We start from the raw sequence: 19,858 nt of genomic DNA, 5'->3' as shown, positions 1-19,858 counted from the left end.
ATTCGCTACTCCCTATTTGCCATTTGCTTCCTTAACGCACCGCGCTGCCTGACGTCGCCCCCGTCGCGCCCTTCTGCGCCTGCTCTTCCTTCTCGCGATCCGCCGCCGGCAACAGCCGCTTGCGTTCGCGCTCCTTCATGTAGGCATCGTATTGCGGCGTGCCCGCTCTCGGCGGGGCGTCGGCCGGCAGCCCGCCGGCCCATTGCGGGACGTAGTCGCCCATGCCGGCGGAGAGTCTTTCGTTGACGGTGCCGCAGCCTGCAAGGTTGGAAGCCAGCAAGGCAACGACGGCAGCGATTGAAGGCAAACGGAAACGCATGAGCATCTTCTGGGTCGAACTGGACCGGGCGCGGATGGCGGGACGCCCGATGGCGCCAGCGGCGCACTCTAGTCCTCAACAAGTAAAATTGGCTTATTCGGCGGCGAATTTGTTTGTATACATTAAGGTAAGATAATACGCCAATTTTTGGCATTGATCGCCTTTCTCAAGGTGATACGGTATACAATCCGTATTCACGTTTAAGGGGAAGGGATTGGGAATTCGATCCGGTGATGCCCGGCAAATGTTCGAATTCTGCAAAGCAGAGGCGGATTTCTCCAACCACGTCGCCGCCGGGGCGTTCTTAGAGTGCAGCATCGGCCCGGAGGGCCAGCCAGCGCAGCGAAAGGCTTTCTTGTTGACATCGCCATTTTATTTGTACAATCGTACAAATGCCTCCCCTGCTGTCGATCCGATCGCGCGGCTTGCGCCGAATGGTCGCCCAACGTCCGATTGACAACGGGGTTGCAGAGGACGCCATGTGGCCGTGCGGCATGGCTTGTCCGTAGGTTAGAGCGCGGCAAGGACCGGGTACTCGGTCTGGCGCACAACAGGTCAGGAATGAAGGGGAGGGACATCGGATGTTCGTACGCAGAATTTTTTCACGCACCGTCGCAGCAGCCGCTATCGCGGGCGTTGCAGGCCTTGCGCCTGCCAAGGCGGAGGACAGCGTCAAGGTCGGCCTGATCCTGCCGATGACCGGCGGCCAGGCCTCGACCGGCAAGCAGATCGAGAACGCGATCAAGCTCTACATGCAGCAGAAGGGTGACACCGTCGCTGGCAAGAAGATCGAGATCATCCTCAAGGACGACGCGGCGATCCCGGATAAGACCAAGACTGCCGCGCAGGAGCTGATCGTCAACGACAAGGTCAACTTCATCGCCGGCTTCGGCGTGACGCCGGCTGCGCTCGCGGCCGCGCCGCTGGCGACGCAGGCCAAGATCCCGGAAGTCGTGATGGCGGCCGGCACCTCCATCATCACCGAGCGCTCGCCCTATATCGTGCGTACCAGCTTCACGCTGGCGCAGTCCTCGACCATCATCGGCGACTGGGCGGTGAAGAACGGCATCAAGAAGGTGGCGACGCTGACCTCAGACTACGCGCCGGGCAATGACGCGCTGAACTTCTTCAAGCAGAACTTCACGGTCGGCGGCGGCGAGGTGGTCGAAGAGGTCAAGACGCCGCTGCAAAACCCGGACTTCGCGCCGTTCCTGCAGCGCATGAAGGACGCCAAGCCCGACGCGATCTTCGTGTTCGTGCCGGCCGGCCAGGGCGGCAACTTCATGAAGCAATATGCCGAGCGCGGCCTCGACAAGGCCGGCATCAAGGTGATCGGGCCGGGCGACGTCACCGACGACGACCTGCTCAACAACATGGGCGACGCCGTGCTCGGCACGGTTACCGCGCATCTCTACTCCGCGGCGCACCCCTCGCAGATGAACAAGGATTTCGTCGCAGCCTACAAGAAGGCGTTCGGCAATCGTCCGGGCTTCATGGCGGTGAGCGGCTATGACGGCATCCACCTGATTTACGAGGCGCTCAAGAAGACGAATGGCGACACCGACGGCACCAAGCTGGTCGAGGCCATGAAGGGCCAGAAGTGGGAGAGCCCGCGCGGTCCGATCTCGATCGACCCCGAGACCCGCGACATCGTGCAGAACATCTACATCCGCAAGGTCGAGAAGGTCGACGGCGAGCTCTACAATGTCGAGTTCGCGACCTTCGAAGCCGTCAAGGATCTCGGCAAGACCAAGAAGTGACCCGCGAAAGCGGGGCGTCCCGGGGCGCGCATTAGCGCGAACCCGGGATCTCACACCCCTTGCTCCGCGTCATGCCCGGGCTTGTTCCGGGCATCCACGCGAAGCCAGGAAAGCAAAGTCCGGACAAGAACGTGGATGGCCGGGACAAGCCCGGCCATGACGATAACTCTAAGCTGAGACGATGACCTCTATCCTCACCAACCTGTTCGATGGCGTCGCCTACGGCATGCTGCTGTTTGTGCTCGCATGCGGGCTCGCGGTCACGCTTGGATTGATGAACTTCGTCAATCTCGCCCATGGCGCCTTCGCCATGGCCGGCGGCTATATCTGCATGGTGCTGGTCAACCGGATGGGCTGGCCGTTCTTCGCAGCGCTCCCGCTCGCTTTCGTCTCCTCTGCCGCGATCGGCATCGCGCTCGAACGGACGCTGTACCGCCACCTCTATGCGCGCAGCCATCTCGATCAGGTGCTGTTCACCATCGGCCTGACCTTCATGTCGGTCGCCGCCGTCGATTACATCCAGGGGTCCTCGCGCGTCTTCATCAACCTGCCGGCGGCGCTTCAGGGGCAGTTCGACCTGTTCGGCGTCGGCATCGGCCGCTACCGGCTGATGATCATCGTGATCTGCGGCCTGCTCACCATCGCGCTCCAGATGGTGCTGGCAAAGACCCGCTTCGGCAGCCGCTTGCGCGCCGCCGTCGACGACCCCCGCGCCGCGAGCGGCCTCGGCATCAACGTGCCGCAGGTGTTCGCCTTCACCTTTGCCTTCGGTTGCGGCCTCGCCGGTCTCGGCGGCGCGCTGAGTGCCGAAATCCTCGGCCTCGATCCGTATTTCCCGCTGAAGTTCATGATCTACTTCCTGATCGTGGTCACCGTCGGCGGCTCTTCCTCGATCACCGGCCCGTTCCTCGCCTCGCTCCTGCTCGGCATCGGCGACGTCGCCGGCAAATATTACGTGCCGAAGATGGGCCCGTTCGTGATCTACACCATGATGATCGTAATCCTGATCTGGCGTCCGAACGGCCTGTTCGGACGCACGGCCGCGCGTTGAGTTCGCCGATGAGCGCTTCCTCCGACGTCGGTTTTCACGCCCAGCGCCAGGCGCGCTGGCACTACGGCGAAGTCGCCTTCTGGCTGATCGTGCTGGCCTGCGGCCTTGCATTTCCCACGCGCTATCTGATCATGACCGATATCCTGCGGCTGGCGCTGTTTGCGATGTCGCTCGATCTCATCCTCGGCTATGCCGGCATCGTCTCGCTCGGGCATGCTGCCTTCTTCGGCGTCGGCGCCTATGCCGCGGGGCTTCTCGCGCTCCATGGTATCGTGAGCGAGCCCGTGCTGGCGCTGATCGTCGCTGGCCTCGCCGCGATGGTGCTCGGCTTTGCCACCAGCTTCCTGGTGATCCGCGGCGTTGACCTGACGCGCTTGATGGTGACGCTCGGCATCGCGCTGCTGCTGGAAGCGCTCGCCGAACGCTTCTCCAACATCACCGGCGGCACCGACGGCCTGCAGGGCATCGAGATGCAGCCGATCCTCGGCGTGATCCCGTTCGACATGTTCGGCAAGGCCGGCTTTTTCTATTCGCTGGCTGTCCTGTTCCTGCTGTTCCTGTTCGCCCGCCGCGTGGTGCATTCACCGTTCGGCCTGTCGCTGCGCGCGATCAAGAACAATCCGCTGCGGGCCGCCGCGATCGGCATTCCCGTCAACCGCCGCCTGATCGCGATCTATACGCTCGCGGCGTTCTACGCCGGCGTCGCGGGCGCGCTGTTCACCCAGACCACGGCGATCGCCTCGCTCGACGTCTTCGCCTTCGAGCGTTCGGCCGATCTGATGCTGGTCCTCGTGATCGGAGGCACCGGCTATCTCTATGGCGGGCTGATCGGCGCGGTGGTGTTCCGCATGCTCCAGGAATTGTTCTCCACCATCACGCCGCAATACTGGCAATTCTGGATCGGCCTCGTGCTGGTCGTGATCGTCTTGGCCGGCCGCCAGCGCTTGCATCGCTGGGTGCTGTATGTGCCGAACCTGATCATCAGGCAGGTCGCGGGCCGCAAGGCCGTTGTCGCGGTGCCGGAGAGCGATTCATGACCATCGCGCTCGAAACCCAAAATCTCGAAAAGCAGTTCGGCGGCCTGCGCGTCACCCGCGATCTCTCGCTGAGGGTCGAGCAGGGCGCCCGCCACGCGCTGATTGGCCCGAACGGCGCCGGCAAGACCACGGTCATCAACCAGCTCACCGGCGTGCTCAAGCCGAATTCGGGCCGCATCCTGCTCGAGGGCCAGGACATCACCGATCTGCCCGTGCACAAGCGCGTGCTGCGTGGCCTCTCGCGCACCTTCCAGATCAACCAGCTTTATCCCGACCTGACTCCGCTCGAGACCATTGGCCTGGCCGTCTCCGAGCGCCTCGGCCATGGCGGCGACTGGTGGCGGCGGATGGGCACGCGCAGCGACGTCAACGGCGAGATCGCCGACCTGCTGGCGGGCTTCCATCTGCTCGACGTCATGAACGAGCAGACCGTGACGCTGCCCTACGGCAAGCAGCGCCTGCTCGAGATCGCGGTCGCGATCGCCGCCAAGCCGCGCGTGCTGCTGCTCGATGAGCCCGCCGCCGGCGTGCCGGAGAGCGAGCGCCACGACATTCTCGCCGTGGTCGGCGCGCTGCCGCGCGACGTCACGGTGCTGCTGATCGAGCACGACATGGATCTCGTATTCTCCTTCGCCGACCGCATCTCCGTGCTGGTTTCGGGCGCGCTGCTCACCGAGGGCCCGCCCGAGCAGGTCGCGCGCGATCCGCAGGTCAAGGCCGTCTATCTCGGCGAGGAGGCGGTCAATGTCTGACCTGCTCGCGATCGAGGCGTTGCGCGCCGGCTATGGCGAGGCGGTGGTGCTGCCCAACATGTCCTTGCGCCTCGCCGAGGGCCAGGTGCTGGCGCTGCTGGGCCGCAACGGCACCGGCAAGACCACGCTGATCAATTCGATCGTCGGCGTCACCCGCCGCTTCTCAGGCAGCGTGGCACTCGCCGGCACCGATGTCACTTCGCTCCGGCCCGACCAGCGCGCGCGCGCCGGCATCGCCTGGGTGCCGCAGGAGCGCAACATCTTTCGCTCGCTCACCGTGGAAGAGAACATGACCGCGGTGGCGCAGCCCGGTCCCTGGACGGTCGAGAAAGTCTACGAGATGTTCCCGCGGCTGAAGGAGCGACGGACAAACTTCGGCAACCAGCTCTCCGGCGGCGAGCAGCAGATGCTGGCGATCGGCCGGGCGCTCACCCTCAACCCGAAAGTGCTGCTGCTGGACGAGCCGACCGAGGGCCTTGCCCCCATCATCGTCGAGGAGCTCTTGAAGGCGATCGGCAGCATCACGCGGGCAGGCGGCATCTGCTCGATCATCGTCGAACAGAATGCCCAAAAGATTCTGGGGCTGGCCGACCGCGTTGTGATATTGGAGCGCGGAACGATCGTCCACGACGCTCCGAGCGCCGCGCTGAAAACCGACCCCTCGGTCCTGGAACGCCATCTCGGCGTCGCCGGGGCGGCGGCTCACTAAACTATAATGTCCAGGGAGTAAGACATGCAGCGAACCAAAGCCCCCTTCCGCGCCGACGAGGTCGGCAGCCTCCTGCGTCCGGCCAAGATCAAGGAAGCCCGTAGCCGGCTCGAGAAGGGCGAGATCTCGGCCGACGATCTGCGCAAGATCGAGGACATGGAGATCGAGAAGGTCGTGCACAAGCAGGCCGCGATCGGGCTCAAGCTCGCGACCGACGGCGAGTTCCGCCGCTCCTGGTGGCATTTCGACTTCCTCGCCAAGCTCACCGGCTGCGAGCTGTTTCATCCCGACACCGGCATCCAGTTCGCAGGCGTGCAGACCCGGCACGACGCGGTGCGGGTGATCGACAAGCTCGACTTTCCCGACGACCACCCGATGCTGGACCACTTCCGCTTCCTGAAGAAGGTCGCCGACCAGGCCCACGTGGCCGCCAAGATGACGATACCTTCGCCGGCGGTGCTGCACTTCCGCGGCGGCCGCAAGTCGATTTCCAAGGACGTCTATCCCGATCTCGAAGCCTTCTACGAAGACCTCGGCAAGACCTACCGGAAAGCCGTCAAGGCCTTCTACGACGCCGGCTGCCGCTATCTCCAGTTCGACGACACCGTGTGGGCCTATCTCTGCTCGCAGGATGAACTGCAGAAGGCGCGCGAGCGCGGCGACAATCCGGACGGTCTCCAGCAGATCTATGCCCGCATCATCAACTACGCGCTGGCCGAGAAGCCCGCGGACATGGTGGTGACGACGCATGTCTGCCGCGGCAATTTCCGTTCGACCTGGATTTCTTCGGGCGGCTATGAGCCGGTCGCGGAGACCATGCTCGCCGGCACCAATTACGACGGCTATTTCCTCGAATATGACAGCGACCGCGCCGGCGGCTTCGAGCCGCTGCGCTTCCTGCCCAAGGGCAACAAGGTCGTCGTGGTCGGCGTCATCACCTCGAAGTTCGGCGAGCTCGAGAAGAAGGACGATATCAAGCGCCGTCTGGAAGAAGCCGCCAAGTTCGCTCCGCTGGAGCAGCTCGCGCTGTCGCCGCAATGTGGCTTTGCCTCGACGGAAGAGGGCAACGTCCTCTCCGAGGAAGAGCAGTGGGCGAAGCTGAGCCTTGCTGTCGAGATCGCGAAGGAAGTGTGGGGCTAGTAAGCGTCACAGAACTCCGCTGTCATTCCCCGCGTAGGCGAGGAGTCCAGTACGTCGCGGCTTCTCCGTATCACGTCGGCGTCTCCGGAATACTGGATCGCCCGGTCAAGCCGGGCGATGACACCTGAGTGTAGGGCCAATAGCGCGGCGCTCCTGACCTGCGGGCGCGCAAGCCCACCCTCACTTCTCCGCCAGACCTCGCCCGGCAGCATCGACCACGCACCTGCTTATTCGTCGTGGCCGACTCCGCCTCCCCCGCACCCGCGTCATCATCTCTGCTCAACCTTCAGACTTGGCGCCGCGCATGGCGCGCGAGCGGCGAGTCGCGCCTCGGTTGTCGAACGCAACCTGGCCGGCGCGATCGCATCGGCAAGTGGATGGGGACTGCGGCGCAACGGCATGGATCCCCTATTTCCTGAGTGGGCAGAATTTGCTAGGAGGCAGATCCCAATCATTCTGCCCACCGCGTCCCACCCATGAAAAACGACGAAATCCTGAGCCAGATCACGGAGTTCTGCCGCAAGGCGGACATGGCGGAATCGACGTTCGGCCGGCGCGCGGTGAACGATGGGAAGCTGGTGCATCGCCTGCGCGAGGGCAAGCGCATCACCATCGATACGCTGGACCGGATCCAGGCCTATATGGCGGCGTCCATGGCCGGCGGCGTGCCGCCGCCGCGCGGGCTTCAGGTGCCGCCCGAAAAGCGCGATCCGCGCGGCAATTTCCGCTTCTTCGAGAACCGCCAGAAATACCTGCTGTTCGTCCACACCTGCAGCGAAAAACGGGTGATCGCCGACAGGGTCGCGCTGGAGCTTTCCTCCATCCATCCGCGCCCGCCGGCCCTGCGCGTGTTCGACGCCGGCGTCGGCGACGGCACGGTGCTGGCGCGGGTGCTGCGCGCGACGCACCAGCGCTACCCGCACATGCCGTTCTATGTCGCCGGCAAGGAGCTCAGCCTGGAGGACCTGCGCCTGACGCTGGAGAAGGTGCCGGATCGCATTTTCGAGCATCCGGCGTCGGTGTTCGTCTTCACCAACATGTTCTATTCGGAGGCGCCCTGGCTGACGCCGGCATCGCCTGCGGCGGCGGCGGCGACCGTCTGGCACGAGGTCCCGCTGCGGGGCGCCTCATCGGGCGAGTTCGAGCAGCAGATCGCGGAGCTGAGGCCGTTCCTGGAGCAGAACTGGCGTGCCGCGATCAGCCCACGCACCGCCATGCCGCTGTACGAGCGGCCGGTCGTCCTGGTGCTCTATCGCGAGGACCACAGGTTCTTGCTGGATTCGACCATTCCGCGGCCGGGCCAGACCGAAGCCAATTTCGACCTCGTCATCGCATCCCAGCCCTACCGCGCCCTGTCCTCGGTCAACTTCCGGGCCAAGCGGATCATCGCGCCCCTGGCGCGGGCGCTTCGGCCGGGAGGCCGTCTGATCGGAATCCACTCCCATGGCCAGGATCCGGGCATGGAAATGATCCAGGCGATCTGGCCCGGAGAAAATCCTTTCGCTGTGAGCCGTCATGAGCTATTGCGCGCCGTTAAGTACGAACTTGGTTCGTTGGGCCGCGACTTAAATTTTAATGCATATGCGGATAACCGCTCGATCTTCAGGTATGATATGGAAGCGCTGCCCAACGAGGTAACCGGGACCATCGGAACCTCGACGGCCTTTGCAGCGTGGAATGCGGCGGTGTATGTCGCTCAGATTGAGGACGACCGGTTGACAGAAATGACTCAAAACGGCCGCACTCTGGATGCCGCCAGGGACGTGCTGCGGAAGTACAATGGGCTCTGGTTTCTCGACGAATCCTACGTCATCTCGCGCCGGCGTGATTGACATCATCCACAGGTAAACATCGCAAACGCCCGCCGGTTTAGCGGCGGAACAAGGGGTTACTGATGCGCGCGTCCTATCTCTTCACCAGCGAGTCCGTGTCCGAGGGCCATCCGGACAAGGTGTGCGACCGGATCTCCGACGAGATCGTCGATCTGTTCTACCGCGAAGGGCCGAAGGCCGGCATCGACCCCTGGCAGATCCGCGCCGCCTGCGAAACGCTCGCGACCACCAACAAGGTGGTGATCGCCGGTGAGACCCGCGGTCCGAAGTCGGTGACCAACGAGCAGATCGAGGGCGTCGTCCGCGGCGCGATCAAGGACATCGGCTACGAGCAGGAAGGCTTCCACTGGAAGACCTGCGACATCGAGATCCTCTTGCATCCGCAGTCGGCCGACATCGCCCAGGGCGTCGATGCGCTGCAGCCGGGCGAAGTCAAGGAAGAGGGCGCGGGCGACCAGGGCATCATGTTCGGTTACGCCACCAACGAGACGCCCGATCTGATGCCGGCGCCGATCTTCTACGCCCACAAGATCCTGCGCCTGATCTCCGAAGCCCGTCACTCCGGCAAGGAGAAGGTGCTCGGTCCGGACTCCAAGAGCCAGGTCACCGTGCAGTACGAGAACGGCAAGCCGGTCGGCGTGCGCGAGATCGTGGTCTCGCATCAGCACCTGGTCGAGGACATCTCGTCCAAGCAGATCCGCGACATCGTCGAGCCCTATGTGCGCGAGGCGCTGCCGAAGGACTGGATCACGCCGAAGACGATCTGGCACATCAACCCGACCGGCAAGTTCTACATCGGCGGTCCGGACGGTGACTCCGGCCTGACCGGCCGCAAGATCATCGTCGACACCTATGGTGGCGCGGCCCCGCATGGCGGCGGCGCGTTCTCCGGCAAGGATCCGACCAAGGTCGACCGCTCGGCGGCCTATGCTGCGCGCTACGTCGCCAAGAACATCGTTGCCGCCGGTCTTGCCGACCGCTGCACGCTGCAGCTCGCTTACGCGATCGGCGTGGCCCGTCCGCTGTCGATCTACATCGACACCCACGGCACCGGTAAGGTGCCGGAGGAGCAGCTCGAGAAGGCGGCGGCGCAGGCGATGGATCTGACGCCCCGCGGCATCCGCAGCCATCTCGACCTCAACCGCCCGATCTACGCGCGCACCTCGGCCTACGGCCATTTCGGCCGCACGCCTGACAACGAGGGCGGTTTCTCCTGGGAGAAGACCGATCTCGTCGAGCAGCTCAAGCGCGCGCTCTGATTCACTTGCGTCATTCCGGGGCGCCGCAACAGCGGCGAGCCCGGAATCTCGAAATGCTTGATTCCGGGTTCGCTCGTTTCGCGAGCGGGTCCGGAATGACGAGCCAAACAAACAGGAACCTCCAATGAACGCGAAGCCCGGCTTCACCGATTACATCGTCAAGGACATTTCGCTCGCCGATTTCGGCCGCAAGGAGCTCTCGCTCGCCGAGACTGAGATGCCCGGCCTGATGGCCACCCGCGAAGAGTACGGCCCGAAGCAGCCGCTGAAGGGCGCCCGCATCGCCGGCTCCTTGCACATGACGATCCAGACCGGCGTGCTGATCGAGACGCTGGCAGCCCTCGGCGCCGACATTCGCTGGGTCTCCTGCAACATCTATTCGACGCAGGACCACGCTGCCGCCGCGATCGCGGCCGCCGGCATCCCCGTCTTCGCCGTCAAGGGCGAAACGCTGACCGAGTACTGGGACTACACCGCAAAACTGTTCGACTGGCACGGCGGCGGTCACCCGAACATGATCCTCGATGACGGCGGCGACGCCACCATGTACGTCCATCTCGGTCTGCGCGCCGAGAACGGCGATGCTGCGTTCCTGGACAAGCCGGGTTCGGAAGAAGAGGAAGTCTTCTTCGCGCTGCTGAAGAAGCAGCTCAAGGAAAAGCCCAAGGGCTACTTCGCCGAGATCGCCAAGAGCATCAAGGGCGTGTCCGAAGAGACCACCACGGGCGTGCATCGCCTCTATGACATGCAGAAGGCCGGCACGCTGCTGTGGCCCGCCATCAACGTCAACGACAGCGTCACCAAGTCGAAGTTCGACAATCTCTATGGCTGCCGTGAATCGCTGGTCGACGGCATCCGCCGCGGCACCGACGTGATGATGTCGGGCAAGGTCGCGATGGTCGCCGGCTTCGGCGACGTCGGCAAGGGTTCGGCGGCCTCGCTGCGTCAGGCCGGTTGCCGCGTCATGGTGTCGGAAATCGATCCGATCTGCGCGCTGCAGGCCGCGATGGAAGGCTACGAAGTCGTGACCATGGAAGACGCCGCGCCCCGCGCCGACATCTTCGTCACCGCGACCGGCAACAAGGACATCATCACCATCGAGCACATGCGCGCGATGAAGGATCGCGCCATCGTCTGCAACATCGGTCACTTCGATAACGAGATCCAGATCGCGGGTCTGCGTAACCTGAAGTGGACCAATATCAAGCCGCAGGTCGACGAGATCGAATTCCCCGACAAGCATCGCATCATCATGCTGTCGGAAGGCCGCCTCGTGAACCTCGGCAACGCGATGGGCCATCCGTCCTTCGTGATGTCGGCCTCCTTCACCAACCAGACGCTGGCGCAGATCGAGCTGTTCGCCAACAACAAGGACGGCAAGTACAAGAAGGAAGTCTACGTGCTGCCGAAGTCGCTCGACGAGAAGGTCGCGCGCCTGCACCTCGCCAAGATCGGCGTCAAGCTCACCGAGCTGCGCAAGGACCAGGCCGACTACATCGGCGTCAAGCAGGAAGGTCCGTACAAGTCGGACCACTACCGCTACTGATCCGCACGCAGTTGCGACACAAAGGCCCCGGCGTGATCCGGGGCCTTTTTTTGTTGGGCCTTCCTGTGGTACGCTTTCAGGTAGAGCCGAAACAAGCCTGCCACTTCCGGAGCGGGCGGCCGCTTTTTCCTACGTTCATTGTCAAAATGCATATGGAGGGAATGCGATGTCCAGCGAAGCCAACGTTCAGCTTCTGAAGGAAGCCTATCGCGAGTGGAGCGAGAGTAAGGGCAAGAACGTCGACTATTGGTTCGACCATGTCATTGGCCCGCAAATCAAATTCGATTCGATTCCGCAGGGAGCTGCGGCAGTGCCTTTTGCCAAGCGTTATGACGATCGCAATGCGCTGCGCAGCTATTTCGACGGCCTGCTGGCCGACTGGAGCATGCAGTACTATACGATGAACGAATTCGTCGCGCAGGGCGACACCGTCTTCGCGCGCGGCGAATGCGCGTGGACGAACAAGAAGACCAACAAGGTCGCGAAGACACCGAAGGTCGATTACTGGCGCTTCAAGGACGGCAAGGTGGTCGAATTCCACGAGTATTTCGACACCGCCACAGTGTACGGCGCCACCGTCCCGTGATGTTGCAATTCGGCGCGGCGCTGCCCATGCTATGACGAGGGAGAACGCCATGACCGAAGCCAAAGAACATTTCGACGTCCTCATCGTCGGTGCCGGGCTGTCCGGCATCGGCGCGGGTTATCACTTGCAGACCAAGTGCCCCACCAAGAGCTACGTCATCCTGGAGGGGCGCGACTGCATCGGCGGCACCTGGGACCTGTTCCGCTACCCCGGCATCCGCTCCGACAGCGACATGTTCACGCTCGGCTATTCGTTCAAGCCGTGGACCGATCCGAAGGCGATCGCCGACGGGGCGCAGATCCTGAACTATGTGCGCGAGACCGCGGCCGAGAACGGCATCGAGAAGCACATCCGCTTCCGCCATCGCGTCAAGCGGGCTTCTTGGTCGACGCCGGACGCGCGCTGGACCATCGAGGCCGAGCGCATCACGGGCGAGGGCGCGACGGAGCTGGCGCGCTTCACCTGCAATTTTCTCTTCATGTGCTCGGGCTATTACAAATACGAGGCGGGCTACACGCCGGAGTTCAAGGGCGCCGCTGATTTCGCCGGCCGCATCGTGCATCCGCAAAAATGGACCGAGGACATCGACTACGAGGGCAAGCGCGTCGTGGTGATCGGCTCGGGCGCGACCGCGGTGACGCTGGTGCCGGAGCTCGCCAAGAAGGCGGCACTGGTCACCATGCTGCAGCGCTCGCCGACCTATGTGGTGTCGCGCCCGGCGCAGGATCCCGTCGCCAACAAGATCCGTCGAAATCTGCCGACGCGGCTTGCCTATCATGTCATCCGCTGGCGCAACGTGATGTGGGGGATGTTCTTCTTCCAGCTTAGCCGGCGCCGGCCTGCGAAGGTCAAGGAGCTCGTCCTCAAGGGCGTGCAGATGGCGCTCGGTCCGGACTACGACGTCGCCACCCATTTCACGCCGCGCTACAATCCCTGGGACCAGCGGCTCTGCCTGGTGCCCGATGGCGACCTGTTCAAGGCGATCCGCGAGCAGCGCGTCGCCGTCGTAACGAGCGAGATCGACACGTTCACGCGCGAGGGTATTCGCCTGAAGGATGGCAGCGAACTTGCGGCCGACATCATCGTGACGGCGACCGGGCTGGTGCTTCAGGTCGTCGGCGGTCTCGACGTCAGTGTCGACGGCCGTGCCGTCGATTTCGCCAATACGCTGACCTACAAGGGCATGATGTATGCGGACGTGCCCAACATGGCCTCGGCCTTCGGCTACACCAATGCGTCCTGGACGCTGAAATGCGACCTCACCTGCGAATATGTCTGCCGGCTCATCAACTACATGGACCGGCACAATTTCCGCCAGTGCGTGCCGCATAATGACGACCCTGAGATCACCGCGCAGCCGTCGCTGGACTTCACCTCGGGCTATGTGCAGCGCTCGGTGGCCAAGATGCCGAAGCAGGGCTCCAAGCAGCCGTGGCGGCTGTACCAGAACTACGCGCTCGACATCGTCTCCTTGCGCTTCGGCCGGATCGACGACGGCGTGATGCGATATTCCTGATCGCGCCGCCGCCGGTCGTTACGCCTTGCGCCTGGCAAGCGCCATTGCAAGGTCGACCGCGAGCGCCAGCACCACCGCGCCGCCGCCGAGTGCGAACAGCACCTGATAATCGCCGCCGGTCTGCGCGTAGATCCAGGAGAAGCCGTAAGCGGCCGCGGCCTGGAACAGTGCAAAGCTGGTAGTGGCATGGCTCCAGGTCGCGCGCTGCTGCTCGGCAGAGTACGGAACGAGTTCATGGATGCGCCCGAGCACCAGCGGCACGATGCCGGGCGTGAAGCCGCCGATCACGATGCTCGATACGATCAGCGAAAGAGGCGCGGTGCTGACGGTCGGCAGCAGCACGGCGGCCGCCTCGATCAGAAAGGCCGCCCGCAGCGCCGGACCGAACCCGGCGCGGTCACCGAGATGGCCGGTGACGAGCGGACCGACGATGGCGCCGAGGCCGTACAGCACCCAATAGCGCGATCCGGCGGCAATGCCCTGGCCGAGGCCGCGCGCCACGAAATCGACGATGAAGACCATGTGCGGCACCAATGCCACCGCGTTGAGGCCGTACTGGATCATCAGCGCGCGGGCGATGGGCGAGGTTTGGTGCTTGGTTTGAGAAGGCGCAGTGTCGCTGTTCGCTTCGGCAGGCCAGTTCCACCAGCTTGCGAGGGTGAGCAGGGCGGAGAGCACGCCGAGCCCATACCAGCTCTGCTGCAAGCCCTGTTGCAGCAGCAGCGGCACCAGCGTGCCCGATGCGGCGACGCCGAGGCCGACGCCGGCGAAGATCACGCCGCCGACGATGCCGCGCCTTGCGGCCGAGGTGTGCGGCAGAATGACGGAGGCCGCCAGCACCATGATGATTCCGCCCGTGAGGCCGGAGAGGAAGCGCCAGGCGAAGAACCAGGTGAACGACACCGGCGATGAGCTGGCGAAGAAGGAGAGAGTCGCAAGCAGCATCATCGCCCGCAGCGCGCGAACCGCGCCGATCCGACTGGCGGCACGCCGTGCGGTGAGCGCGCCGGCGAGATAACCGGCGAGGTTCGCAGCACCGAGATAGACGACTTCCGATGCGCTGAACCAGTTTGCAGCGATCAGGGCGGGGATCAGCGGCGTGTAGGAAAAGCGGGCGAGGCCAAGTCCGACGAGTGAGGCGGACAATCCCGCCACCGCATATCGCCAGGTCTGTTGCGAAGAACGTTGCTTTGACGAAGCCTCTCGTGAAGCCGATGCCGCCGTCGGATGCGGCTGAGCCTCGACGAGTGGTTTCAGATCTGCGCTGGTCATGTCATCCTCCTGCGCACACGATCGCGCGCGGATCATCCTGTCTGGGCGGCGCGACGGCGCCGGAACTCCGGCACGGGCAGGCCGCCCCAGCCCCAATTGTCGGTGTCGACTTCCTCGATCACGACGAATGTCGAATCGAGCGGCTTGCCGAGCACGTCGAGCAGCAGCTGGCTCGATCCCTTGATCAGCGCGGCCTTCTCCTCCGCGGTGAGCGACGGCGCCCCCGGCGTCGTTCCTTCGCGGGTCACTTGGATGGTGACGATGGGCATCGTGGCTCTCCTCTCACGCTCAGTGGCCGGCGCTCTGGCCGCCGTCGACATGCAGGATCTCGCCGGTGACGAAGGAGGCGCCCTCGAGATAAAGGACGGCTTCGACGATGTCGGACATCTCGCCCATGTGACCGACCGGGTGGAGCGCGTTGAGCTGGGCATGCGTCGCGACCGGATGCATCGGCGACTTGATGATCCCCGGCGAGACCGCGTTTACGCGAATGCCGCGCTTGGCGTATTCGATCGCAAGCGACTTGGTCGCGGCGTTCAGGCCGCCCTTGCTCAGCGAGGCCAGCACCGAGGGAACGTTCGAATTGGCCTGATCGGTCAGCGTGGTCGTGATCTGAACGACATGGCCCGAACCCTGCTTCTCCATCTCGGCGATGGCGAGCTGCGTGATGTGGAAGAAGCCCGCGACGTTGGTGCCCATCACCGCCGCGTAATCCTCGGCCGTGTACTGCGTGAACGGCTTTGCGACGAAGATGCCGGCATTGTTGACCAGCGTGTCGACGCGTCCGAAGCGGGCGACGGCCTGCGAAACCACACGCTCGGCGGTGCTCCGCTCGGCGATGTCGCCCGCCACGGCGAGGACGTCGTCGTCACCCGACGGCTTAATGGAGCGTGCGGTTGCGACGACGCGGTAGTTGCGATTGCGAAAACCCTGGACCAGGGCGGCGCCGATGCCCTGCGAAGCACCGGTGATGATAGCGACTTTCTGCTCGATACCCATGACGGGCTCCTGTTGTTGGCCTTGAGAACCTGCGTCAGCACTCGGCTGGCTTGGGTCCTGAGGTACGCTGTGGCAGCCCGGCCGCGAATGCCCGCCGTCCGTCAGACACTCTTTCGCGGCGCGTACGAATGCCGGGTCGGCGCCTGGCGACGGTTGTCGCCGCGGAGGGGAACGCCTAGCCTGCGGCCGGAATCCAAGGGGGCGACGGGAAGGCATGGATCGTCTGGATGCGATGAAAGTTTTCGTCCTTGCGGTGGACGAGGGCAGCCTGGCTGCCGCCGGCCGCAAGCTCGGCCGCTCGCCGGCGGCGGTGAGCCGCGCCATCGCCTTTCTCGAGGAACGGGTCGGCGCGGAGCTGCTGCACCGGACGACGCGCTCGATCAAGCTCAGCGAGGAAGGCGAGCGCTATGTCGCGATCTGCCGTCGCGTGCTCACCGAGTTGGAGGAGGCCGACGACATCGCGGCCGGACCGCGGTCGGCGCCGCGCGGCCTGCTCACGATCACCGCTCCCGTGGTGTCGGGCGAGATAGTGTTGCGGCCGATTCTGGATGCATTTCTCGACGCCTGTCCAACGGTGTCGGCCAAGCTGTTGCTGTTCGATCGCGCGGTCAATCTGATCGAGGAGGGCATCGACATCGCGCTTCGCATCGGCCCTCTCGCGGACTCGGCAATGGTGGCGATGCGGGTCGGCGAGATCAGCCGCGTGGTCGTCGCGGCCCCGCGCTATCTGAAGCAGCATCCCCGCATCACCGAGCCCGGCGATCTTGCCAAGCATCAGATCGTGGCGATGGCCCATCTGCCCAATTCCTGGACCTTCGCGCCGCAGGCCGGTGGGTCGGTGCCGCGTACGGTGCAGTTCACGCCGCGTCTTATCGTCAACAGCACCTACGCGGCCGTAGCCTCCGCCGTTGCCGGCCGCGGCGTCGCGCGGATGTATTCGTACCAGGTGGCCGAGCAGGTTGCGCGCGGCGAGCTCGAGATCGTGCTGGCCGGCGAGAAGGATCCGGAGATGCCGGCGCACCTGATCTGCCCGCAGGGTCGGCTCTCCGTGCCGAAGGTGCGGGCCTTTACCGATTTTGCCGTGCCGCGGCTGAAGAAGCACTTTGCGCGGCTGAAGAAGAGCGTGAGTGCGCACTGAGTTACCGCGCGCCCGGCAATGCGTCGTTTTACGTATTCGGCCGCGAGGAGGAATCGGCGACGCTGCCCCGAACGGTTAACGCCGGATTAACCGCGGACTCCTAGCCTGTCTCGGCCGGGGTTACTCGCAAGGCCGAGGTGAGCCTAATGGAAGCCCAGAAGATCGCGGTCGATGCCGTTGTCGCGCTGACCGATTGCGACCGCAGCGCTGTCGTAGCCTTTATCCGCCAGCTCTATCTCGCCGGGGTGACCGACCCCAAACGCCTGACCTTCAAGGGTCTGCAGGCACTGTCGCGGGCGTAGCCGGCTGGTTTCGGCGGGCCATCCCTGCGCTCTCGCCAGTGTGACCGCAGCGCAGCGGTGAATATATTGCCGCTCGGCCCGGCTCAAGGTAGATGACGTCCTCAGCTAAGTCTCTGGGGAACGGGGATATGCTGAAACAGCTTTTTGCACCGCAACTTGTCATCCTTTATGTGCTTGCGGCCTCGACGATTTACGTTCACTTCCGCGGCAAGCAGCGATTGCGCTTTGCGCGCCAGCTCGGCGATCACTCGACCTATCTCGCGCCCTACAATGTGCTGATGTATGCGGGCTCGGCGGTGCCGAACAAGCCGGTGATCCCGGTCGAGCAATTTCCGGAGTTGAAGCCGCTCAGCGAGAATTGGGAGATGATCCGCGACGAGGCGGTTCGCCTGTTCGACGAAGGATTCATCCGTGCCGCCGCGAAGAACAACGACTGGGGCTTCTACTCGTTCTTCAAGAGCGGCTGGAAGCGGTTTTACCTGAAATGGTATGACGACTTCCTGCCTTCGGCGCGCACGCTGTGCCCGAAGACGGTGGAGCTGCTCAACGCGATCCCGAGCGTGCACGGCGCGATGTTCGCGATGCTGCCGCCGGGCGGCAAGTTAGGGGCGCATCGCGATCCGTTCGCGGGCTCGCTGCGCTACCACCTCGGGCTCGTCACGCCGAACTCGAGCAAGTGCCGCATCCTGGTCGACGGCGTCGAATGCGTCTGGCGCGACGGCGAGGCCTTCATGTTCGACGAGACCTTCATCCACAGCGCCGAGAATGCGACCGACGTCAACCGCATCATCCTGTTCTGCGACGTTGAGCGCCCGATGAAATTCGGCTTCATGACCGCGATCAACAGCTGGGTCAGCCATCACATCGTCAAGGCGTCGGCGACCCAGAACGTCGACGGCGAGAATGTCGGCGTGCTCAACAAGGTGTTCGGCAAGCTCTACGAGATCCACCTCGCCAGCCGCAAGGTCAAGGCGTGGAATCGCAACGTCTATTATGCGCTGAAATACTCGCTGACCGCGCTGATCCTCGGCCTGATCGTGTTGTCGGCGCTGCGCTAAGTACGAATGCGTAGGGTGGATCAGCGAAGCGTAATCCACCCTTCGGCGTATCGGCGATTGACGATTCCTGTGTGGCACGATGCGTTGGCGGATTACGCTGCGCTAACCCGCCCTGCGATTTCTGCGGTGATCCCGCGCGTGTCTAGTGATGGTGTTCGTGCCCTGCGGAGCTATCAGGGCGCTGGTAGCCTCGCAGTTCTGCGTATCTTTGCATTTGGCTCTGATTGAGCAAGGCCGCGGTCGACAGGTAAGTCCATATCTTGCTGGAAGGTCTGTCCCATGGCAACAAGGCTTGCCGTGATCACGTAGCCGAAGATGGAGCAGGTGATGGCCCTCTTGCCGACCGCCGACAGCGAGACGAAGCAATTCTTCCTGGCGTGGCTGGAAACCTTCGCGGGCTACGTCCGCGAGGTCGACTACGCCTCGGCGCGGCCGCTCTTCCATCCGGACGTGCTTGCCTTCGGCACGCATAACGACGTCATCCCCGGCGTCGATCAGTGGGTCTCGACGCAATGGGACAACGTCTGGCCGAAGACGACGGACTTCCGTTTTGTGCTCGATCAGACCTCTGTCCTGGCATCCCGCGACGGCACGATGGCGACGGTGATCGCGCCATGGACAAGCACGGGCTATCATCCCGATGGCAGCGCGTTTGCGCGCCCGGGCCGTGCGACCATGATCTTTGCGAAGAATGCCGATGGCTGGCTGTGCGTGCATTCGCACATGTCGCTCAATCGCGGTGTGCCGCAGGTGAGCCACGCCAATCGGCCGGTGAAGGCCTGGTAGATCCACCCCGTCCGCTCGAAATGCAAAAGGCCCCGGACACGTCCGGGGCCTTTCGATTTCCGGATGTCGTGCGGCCTATTCAGGCTGGCCGATGCTCACCTTCAGCGTGCCGACGCCGTCGACGCCGCATTCGAGCTTGTCGCCGGGTTGGAGCTGGGAGACGCCGGCGGGGGTGCCCGTCATGATGATGTCGCCGGCGGCGAGCTTCACCTGCTGGGAGAGCTGCCAGATGATCTCGGGCACGTTCCAGATCAGCTCGGTCAGGTCGCCCTTCTGGGCTTCCTTGCCGTTGACCGTGAGCCAGATCTTGCCCTTGGCGGGATGGCCGATCTTGGAGGCCGGCTGAATCGCGGAGGACGGCGCGGAGCCGTCGAACGACTTGCCGATCTCCCAGGGACGCTCCTTCTTGCGCGAGGCGATCTGGAGGTCGCGGCGGGTGAGATCGATGCCGACGGCATAGCCATAGACGTGATCCAGCGCCTTGTCGGCAGGAATGTTCAGGCCGCCGCTCTTCATCGCGACGATCAGCTCGACTTCGTGATGCAAATCCTTGGTCAGCGGCGGATAGGGAATGGTGGCGCCATCAGGCACCAGCATGTCGGCGTGCTTGGCGAAGAAGAACGGCGGGGCGCGCTCGTCATTGCCCATCTCGCGGATGTGCTCGAGATAGTTGCGGCCGACGCACCAGATGCGGCGCACCGGATAGCGGCCGCTTTCGCCGACGACGGGAAGCGAAGCCTGGGGCGGAAGCGGGATGACGTAGGAGGCGGCGTTCATGCGGGTCTCGCTGCTCTTG

20 protein-coding genes are annotated in these 19,858 nt (G+C 64.0%); 15 read left to right on the top strand and 5 right to left on the bottom strand.

The annotated features are described in order from the left end of the window. Nucleotides 1-31 precede the first annotated feature (31 nt). Nucleotides 32-325, bottom strand: coding sequence for a hypothetical protein (locus GGD66_RS07355; protein WP_018317417.1), 294 nt, complete (start codon nucleotides 323-325; stop codon nucleotides 32-34). 575 nt (nucleotides 326-900) lie between these two features. Here GGD66_RS07355 and GGD66_RS07350 point away from each other — a divergent pair. The 11 genes from GGD66_RS07350 to GGD66_RS07300 all read left to right on the top strand — a co-directional run bounded on the left by GGD66_RS07350 (nucleotide 901) and on the right by GGD66_RS07300 (nucleotide 13,507). Continuing rightward, entirely contained in the window at nucleotides 901-2,079 is a 1,179-nt protein-coding gene (locus tag GGD66_RS07350) for an ABC transporter substrate-binding protein (RefSeq protein ID WP_183257244.1), read from the top strand. Nucleotides 2,080-2,260: 181 nt separating this feature from the next. Next, on the top strand, nucleotides 2,261-3,130 hold the full coding sequence (locus GGD66_RS07345) for a branched-chain amino acid ABC transporter permease (protein WP_018317415.1): 870 nt from the start codon (nucleotides 2,261-2,263) through the stop codon (nucleotides 3,128-3,130). Between the two features lie 8 nt (nucleotides 3,131-3,138). Beyond that, the gene (locus GGD66_RS07340) at nucleotides 3,139-4,167 is read left to right on the top strand and encodes a branched-chain amino acid ABC transporter permease (RefSeq protein WP_183257243.1); all 1,029 of its coding nucleotides are present in this window, start codon (nucleotides 3,139-3,141) and stop codon (nucleotides 4,165-4,167) included. Next, complete coding sequence (locus tag GGD66_RS07335; RefSeq protein WP_183257242.1) at nucleotides 4,164-4,919, top strand: ABC transporter ATP-binding protein; 756 nt, start codon at nucleotides 4,164-4,166, stop codon at nucleotides 4,917-4,919. Before GGD66_RS07340 ends, GGD66_RS07335 begins: the two co-directional genes overlap by 4 nt. Next, a complete protein-coding gene (locus GGD66_RS07330) occupies nucleotides 4,912-5,628 on the top strand; it encodes an ABC transporter ATP-binding protein (RefSeq protein WP_183257241.1) in 717 nt (238 codons plus the stop codon). The genes GGD66_RS07335 and GGD66_RS07330 overlap by 8 nt, the downstream gene beginning before the upstream one ends. Nucleotides 5,629-5,652: 24 nt before the next feature. Further along, on the top strand, nucleotides 5,653-6,768 hold the full coding sequence (locus tag GGD66_RS07325; RefSeq protein WP_183257240.1) for a cobalamin-independent methionine synthase II family protein: 1,116 nt from the start codon (nucleotides 5,653-5,655) through the stop codon (nucleotides 6,766-6,768). Nucleotides 6,769-7,244: 476 nt separating this feature from the next. Further along, nucleotides 7,245-8,600: a hypothetical protein gene (locus tag GGD66_RS07320; protein WP_018317408.1), complete on the top strand. Its 1,356-nt coding sequence runs from the start codon at nucleotides 7,245-7,247 to the stop codon at nucleotides 8,598-8,600. Nucleotides 8,601-8,662: 62 nt separating this feature from the next. Then, nucleotides 8,663-9,859, top strand: a complete 1,197-nt coding sequence (metK, locus tag GGD66_RS07315; RefSeq protein WP_018317407.1) for a methionine adenosyltransferase — start codon at nucleotides 8,663-8,665, stop codon at nucleotides 9,857-9,859. 124 nt (nucleotides 9,860-9,983) lie between these two features. Next, entirely contained in the window at nucleotides 9,984-11,405 is a 1,422-nt protein-coding gene (gene ahcY / locus GGD66_RS07310) for an adenosylhomocysteinase (RefSeq protein ID WP_092261070.1), read from the top strand. A gap of 166 nt (nucleotides 11,406-11,571) precedes the next feature. After that, entirely contained in the window at nucleotides 11,572-11,991 is a 420-nt protein-coding gene (locus tag GGD66_RS07305; RefSeq protein ID WP_018317405.1) for a nuclear transport factor 2 family protein, read from the top strand. A gap of 49 nt (nucleotides 11,992-12,040) precedes the next feature. Continuing rightward, on the top strand, nucleotides 12,041-13,507 hold the full coding sequence (locus GGD66_RS07300; RefSeq protein ID WP_183257239.1) for an NAD(P)/FAD-dependent oxidoreductase: 1,467 nt from the start codon (nucleotides 12,041-12,043) through the stop codon (nucleotides 13,505-13,507). 18 nt (nucleotides 13,508-13,525) lie between these two features. Here the strand turns inward: GGD66_RS07300 and GGD66_RS07295 are convergent, their stop codons facing one another. The 3 genes from GGD66_RS07295 to GGD66_RS07285 are packed head-to-tail and all read right to left on the bottom strand — an operon-like array spanning nucleotide 13,526 to nucleotide 15,778. Further along, entirely contained in the window at nucleotides 13,526-14,779 is a 1,254-nt protein-coding gene (locus tag GGD66_RS07295) for a YbfB/YjiJ family MFS transporter (protein WP_183257238.1), read from the bottom strand. Nucleotides 14,780-14,811: 32 nt separating this feature from the next. After that, nucleotides 14,812-15,048 carry a 4-oxalocrotonate tautomerase family protein gene (locus GGD66_RS07290; protein ID WP_183257237.1) on the bottom strand — a complete coding sequence of 79 codons (237 nt, stop codon included), beginning with the start codon at nucleotides 15,046-15,048 and terminating at the stop codon, nucleotides 14,812-14,814. A gap of 19 nt (nucleotides 15,049-15,067) precedes the next feature. Continuing rightward, entirely contained in the window at nucleotides 15,068-15,778 is a 711-nt protein-coding gene (locus GGD66_RS07285) for an SDR family NAD(P)-dependent oxidoreductase (RefSeq protein ID WP_183257236.1), read from the bottom strand. A gap of 214 nt (nucleotides 15,779-15,992) precedes the next feature. Between GGD66_RS07285 and GGD66_RS07280 the strand changes: the two genes are divergently transcribed. The 4 genes from GGD66_RS07280 (at nucleotide 15,993) to GGD66_RS07265 (ending at nucleotide 19,062) form a co-directional block, all read left to right on the top strand. Continuing rightward, nucleotides 15,993-16,916: a LysR family transcriptional regulator gene (locus GGD66_RS07280; RefSeq protein ID WP_183257235.1), complete on the top strand. Its 924-nt coding sequence runs from the start codon at nucleotides 15,993-15,995 to the stop codon at nucleotides 16,914-16,916. A gap of 146 nt (nucleotides 16,917-17,062) precedes the next feature. Continuing rightward, nucleotides 17,063-17,218 (top strand): hypothetical protein, encoded by a 156-nt coding sequence (locus tag GGD66_RS07275; protein WP_018317399.1) that lies wholly within the window; start codon nucleotides 17,063-17,065, stop codon nucleotides 17,216-17,218. 128 nt (nucleotides 17,219-17,346) lie between these two features. Then, nucleotides 17,347-18,276 carry an aspartyl/asparaginyl beta-hydroxylase domain-containing protein gene (locus GGD66_RS07270; RefSeq protein WP_183257234.1) on the top strand — a complete coding sequence of 310 codons (930 nt, stop codon included), beginning with the start codon at nucleotides 17,347-17,349 and terminating at the stop codon, nucleotides 18,274-18,276. A gap of 327 nt (nucleotides 18,277-18,603) precedes the next feature. After that, nucleotides 18,604-19,062: a nuclear transport factor 2 family protein gene (locus tag GGD66_RS07265; protein ID WP_183257233.1), complete on the top strand. Its 459-nt coding sequence runs from the start codon at nucleotides 18,604-18,606 to the stop codon at nucleotides 19,060-19,062. A gap of 75 nt (nucleotides 19,063-19,137) precedes the next feature. Here GGD66_RS07265 and GGD66_RS07260 read toward each other — a convergent pair whose 3' ends face one another. Continuing rightward, nucleotides 19,138-19,839 (bottom strand): fumarylacetoacetate hydrolase family protein, encoded by a 702-nt coding sequence (locus GGD66_RS07260; protein WP_018317396.1) that lies wholly within the window; start codon nucleotides 19,837-19,839, stop codon nucleotides 19,138-19,140. Nucleotides 19,840-19,858: the final 19 nt, after the last annotated feature.

This window comes from Bradyrhizobium sp. CIR48 (assembly GCF_014198315.1).
Lineage (GTDB): Bacteria > Pseudomonadota > Alphaproteobacteria > Rhizobiales > Xanthobacteraceae > Bradyrhizobium.
This window is presented reverse-complemented; position numbering and strand designations above follow the sequence as displayed.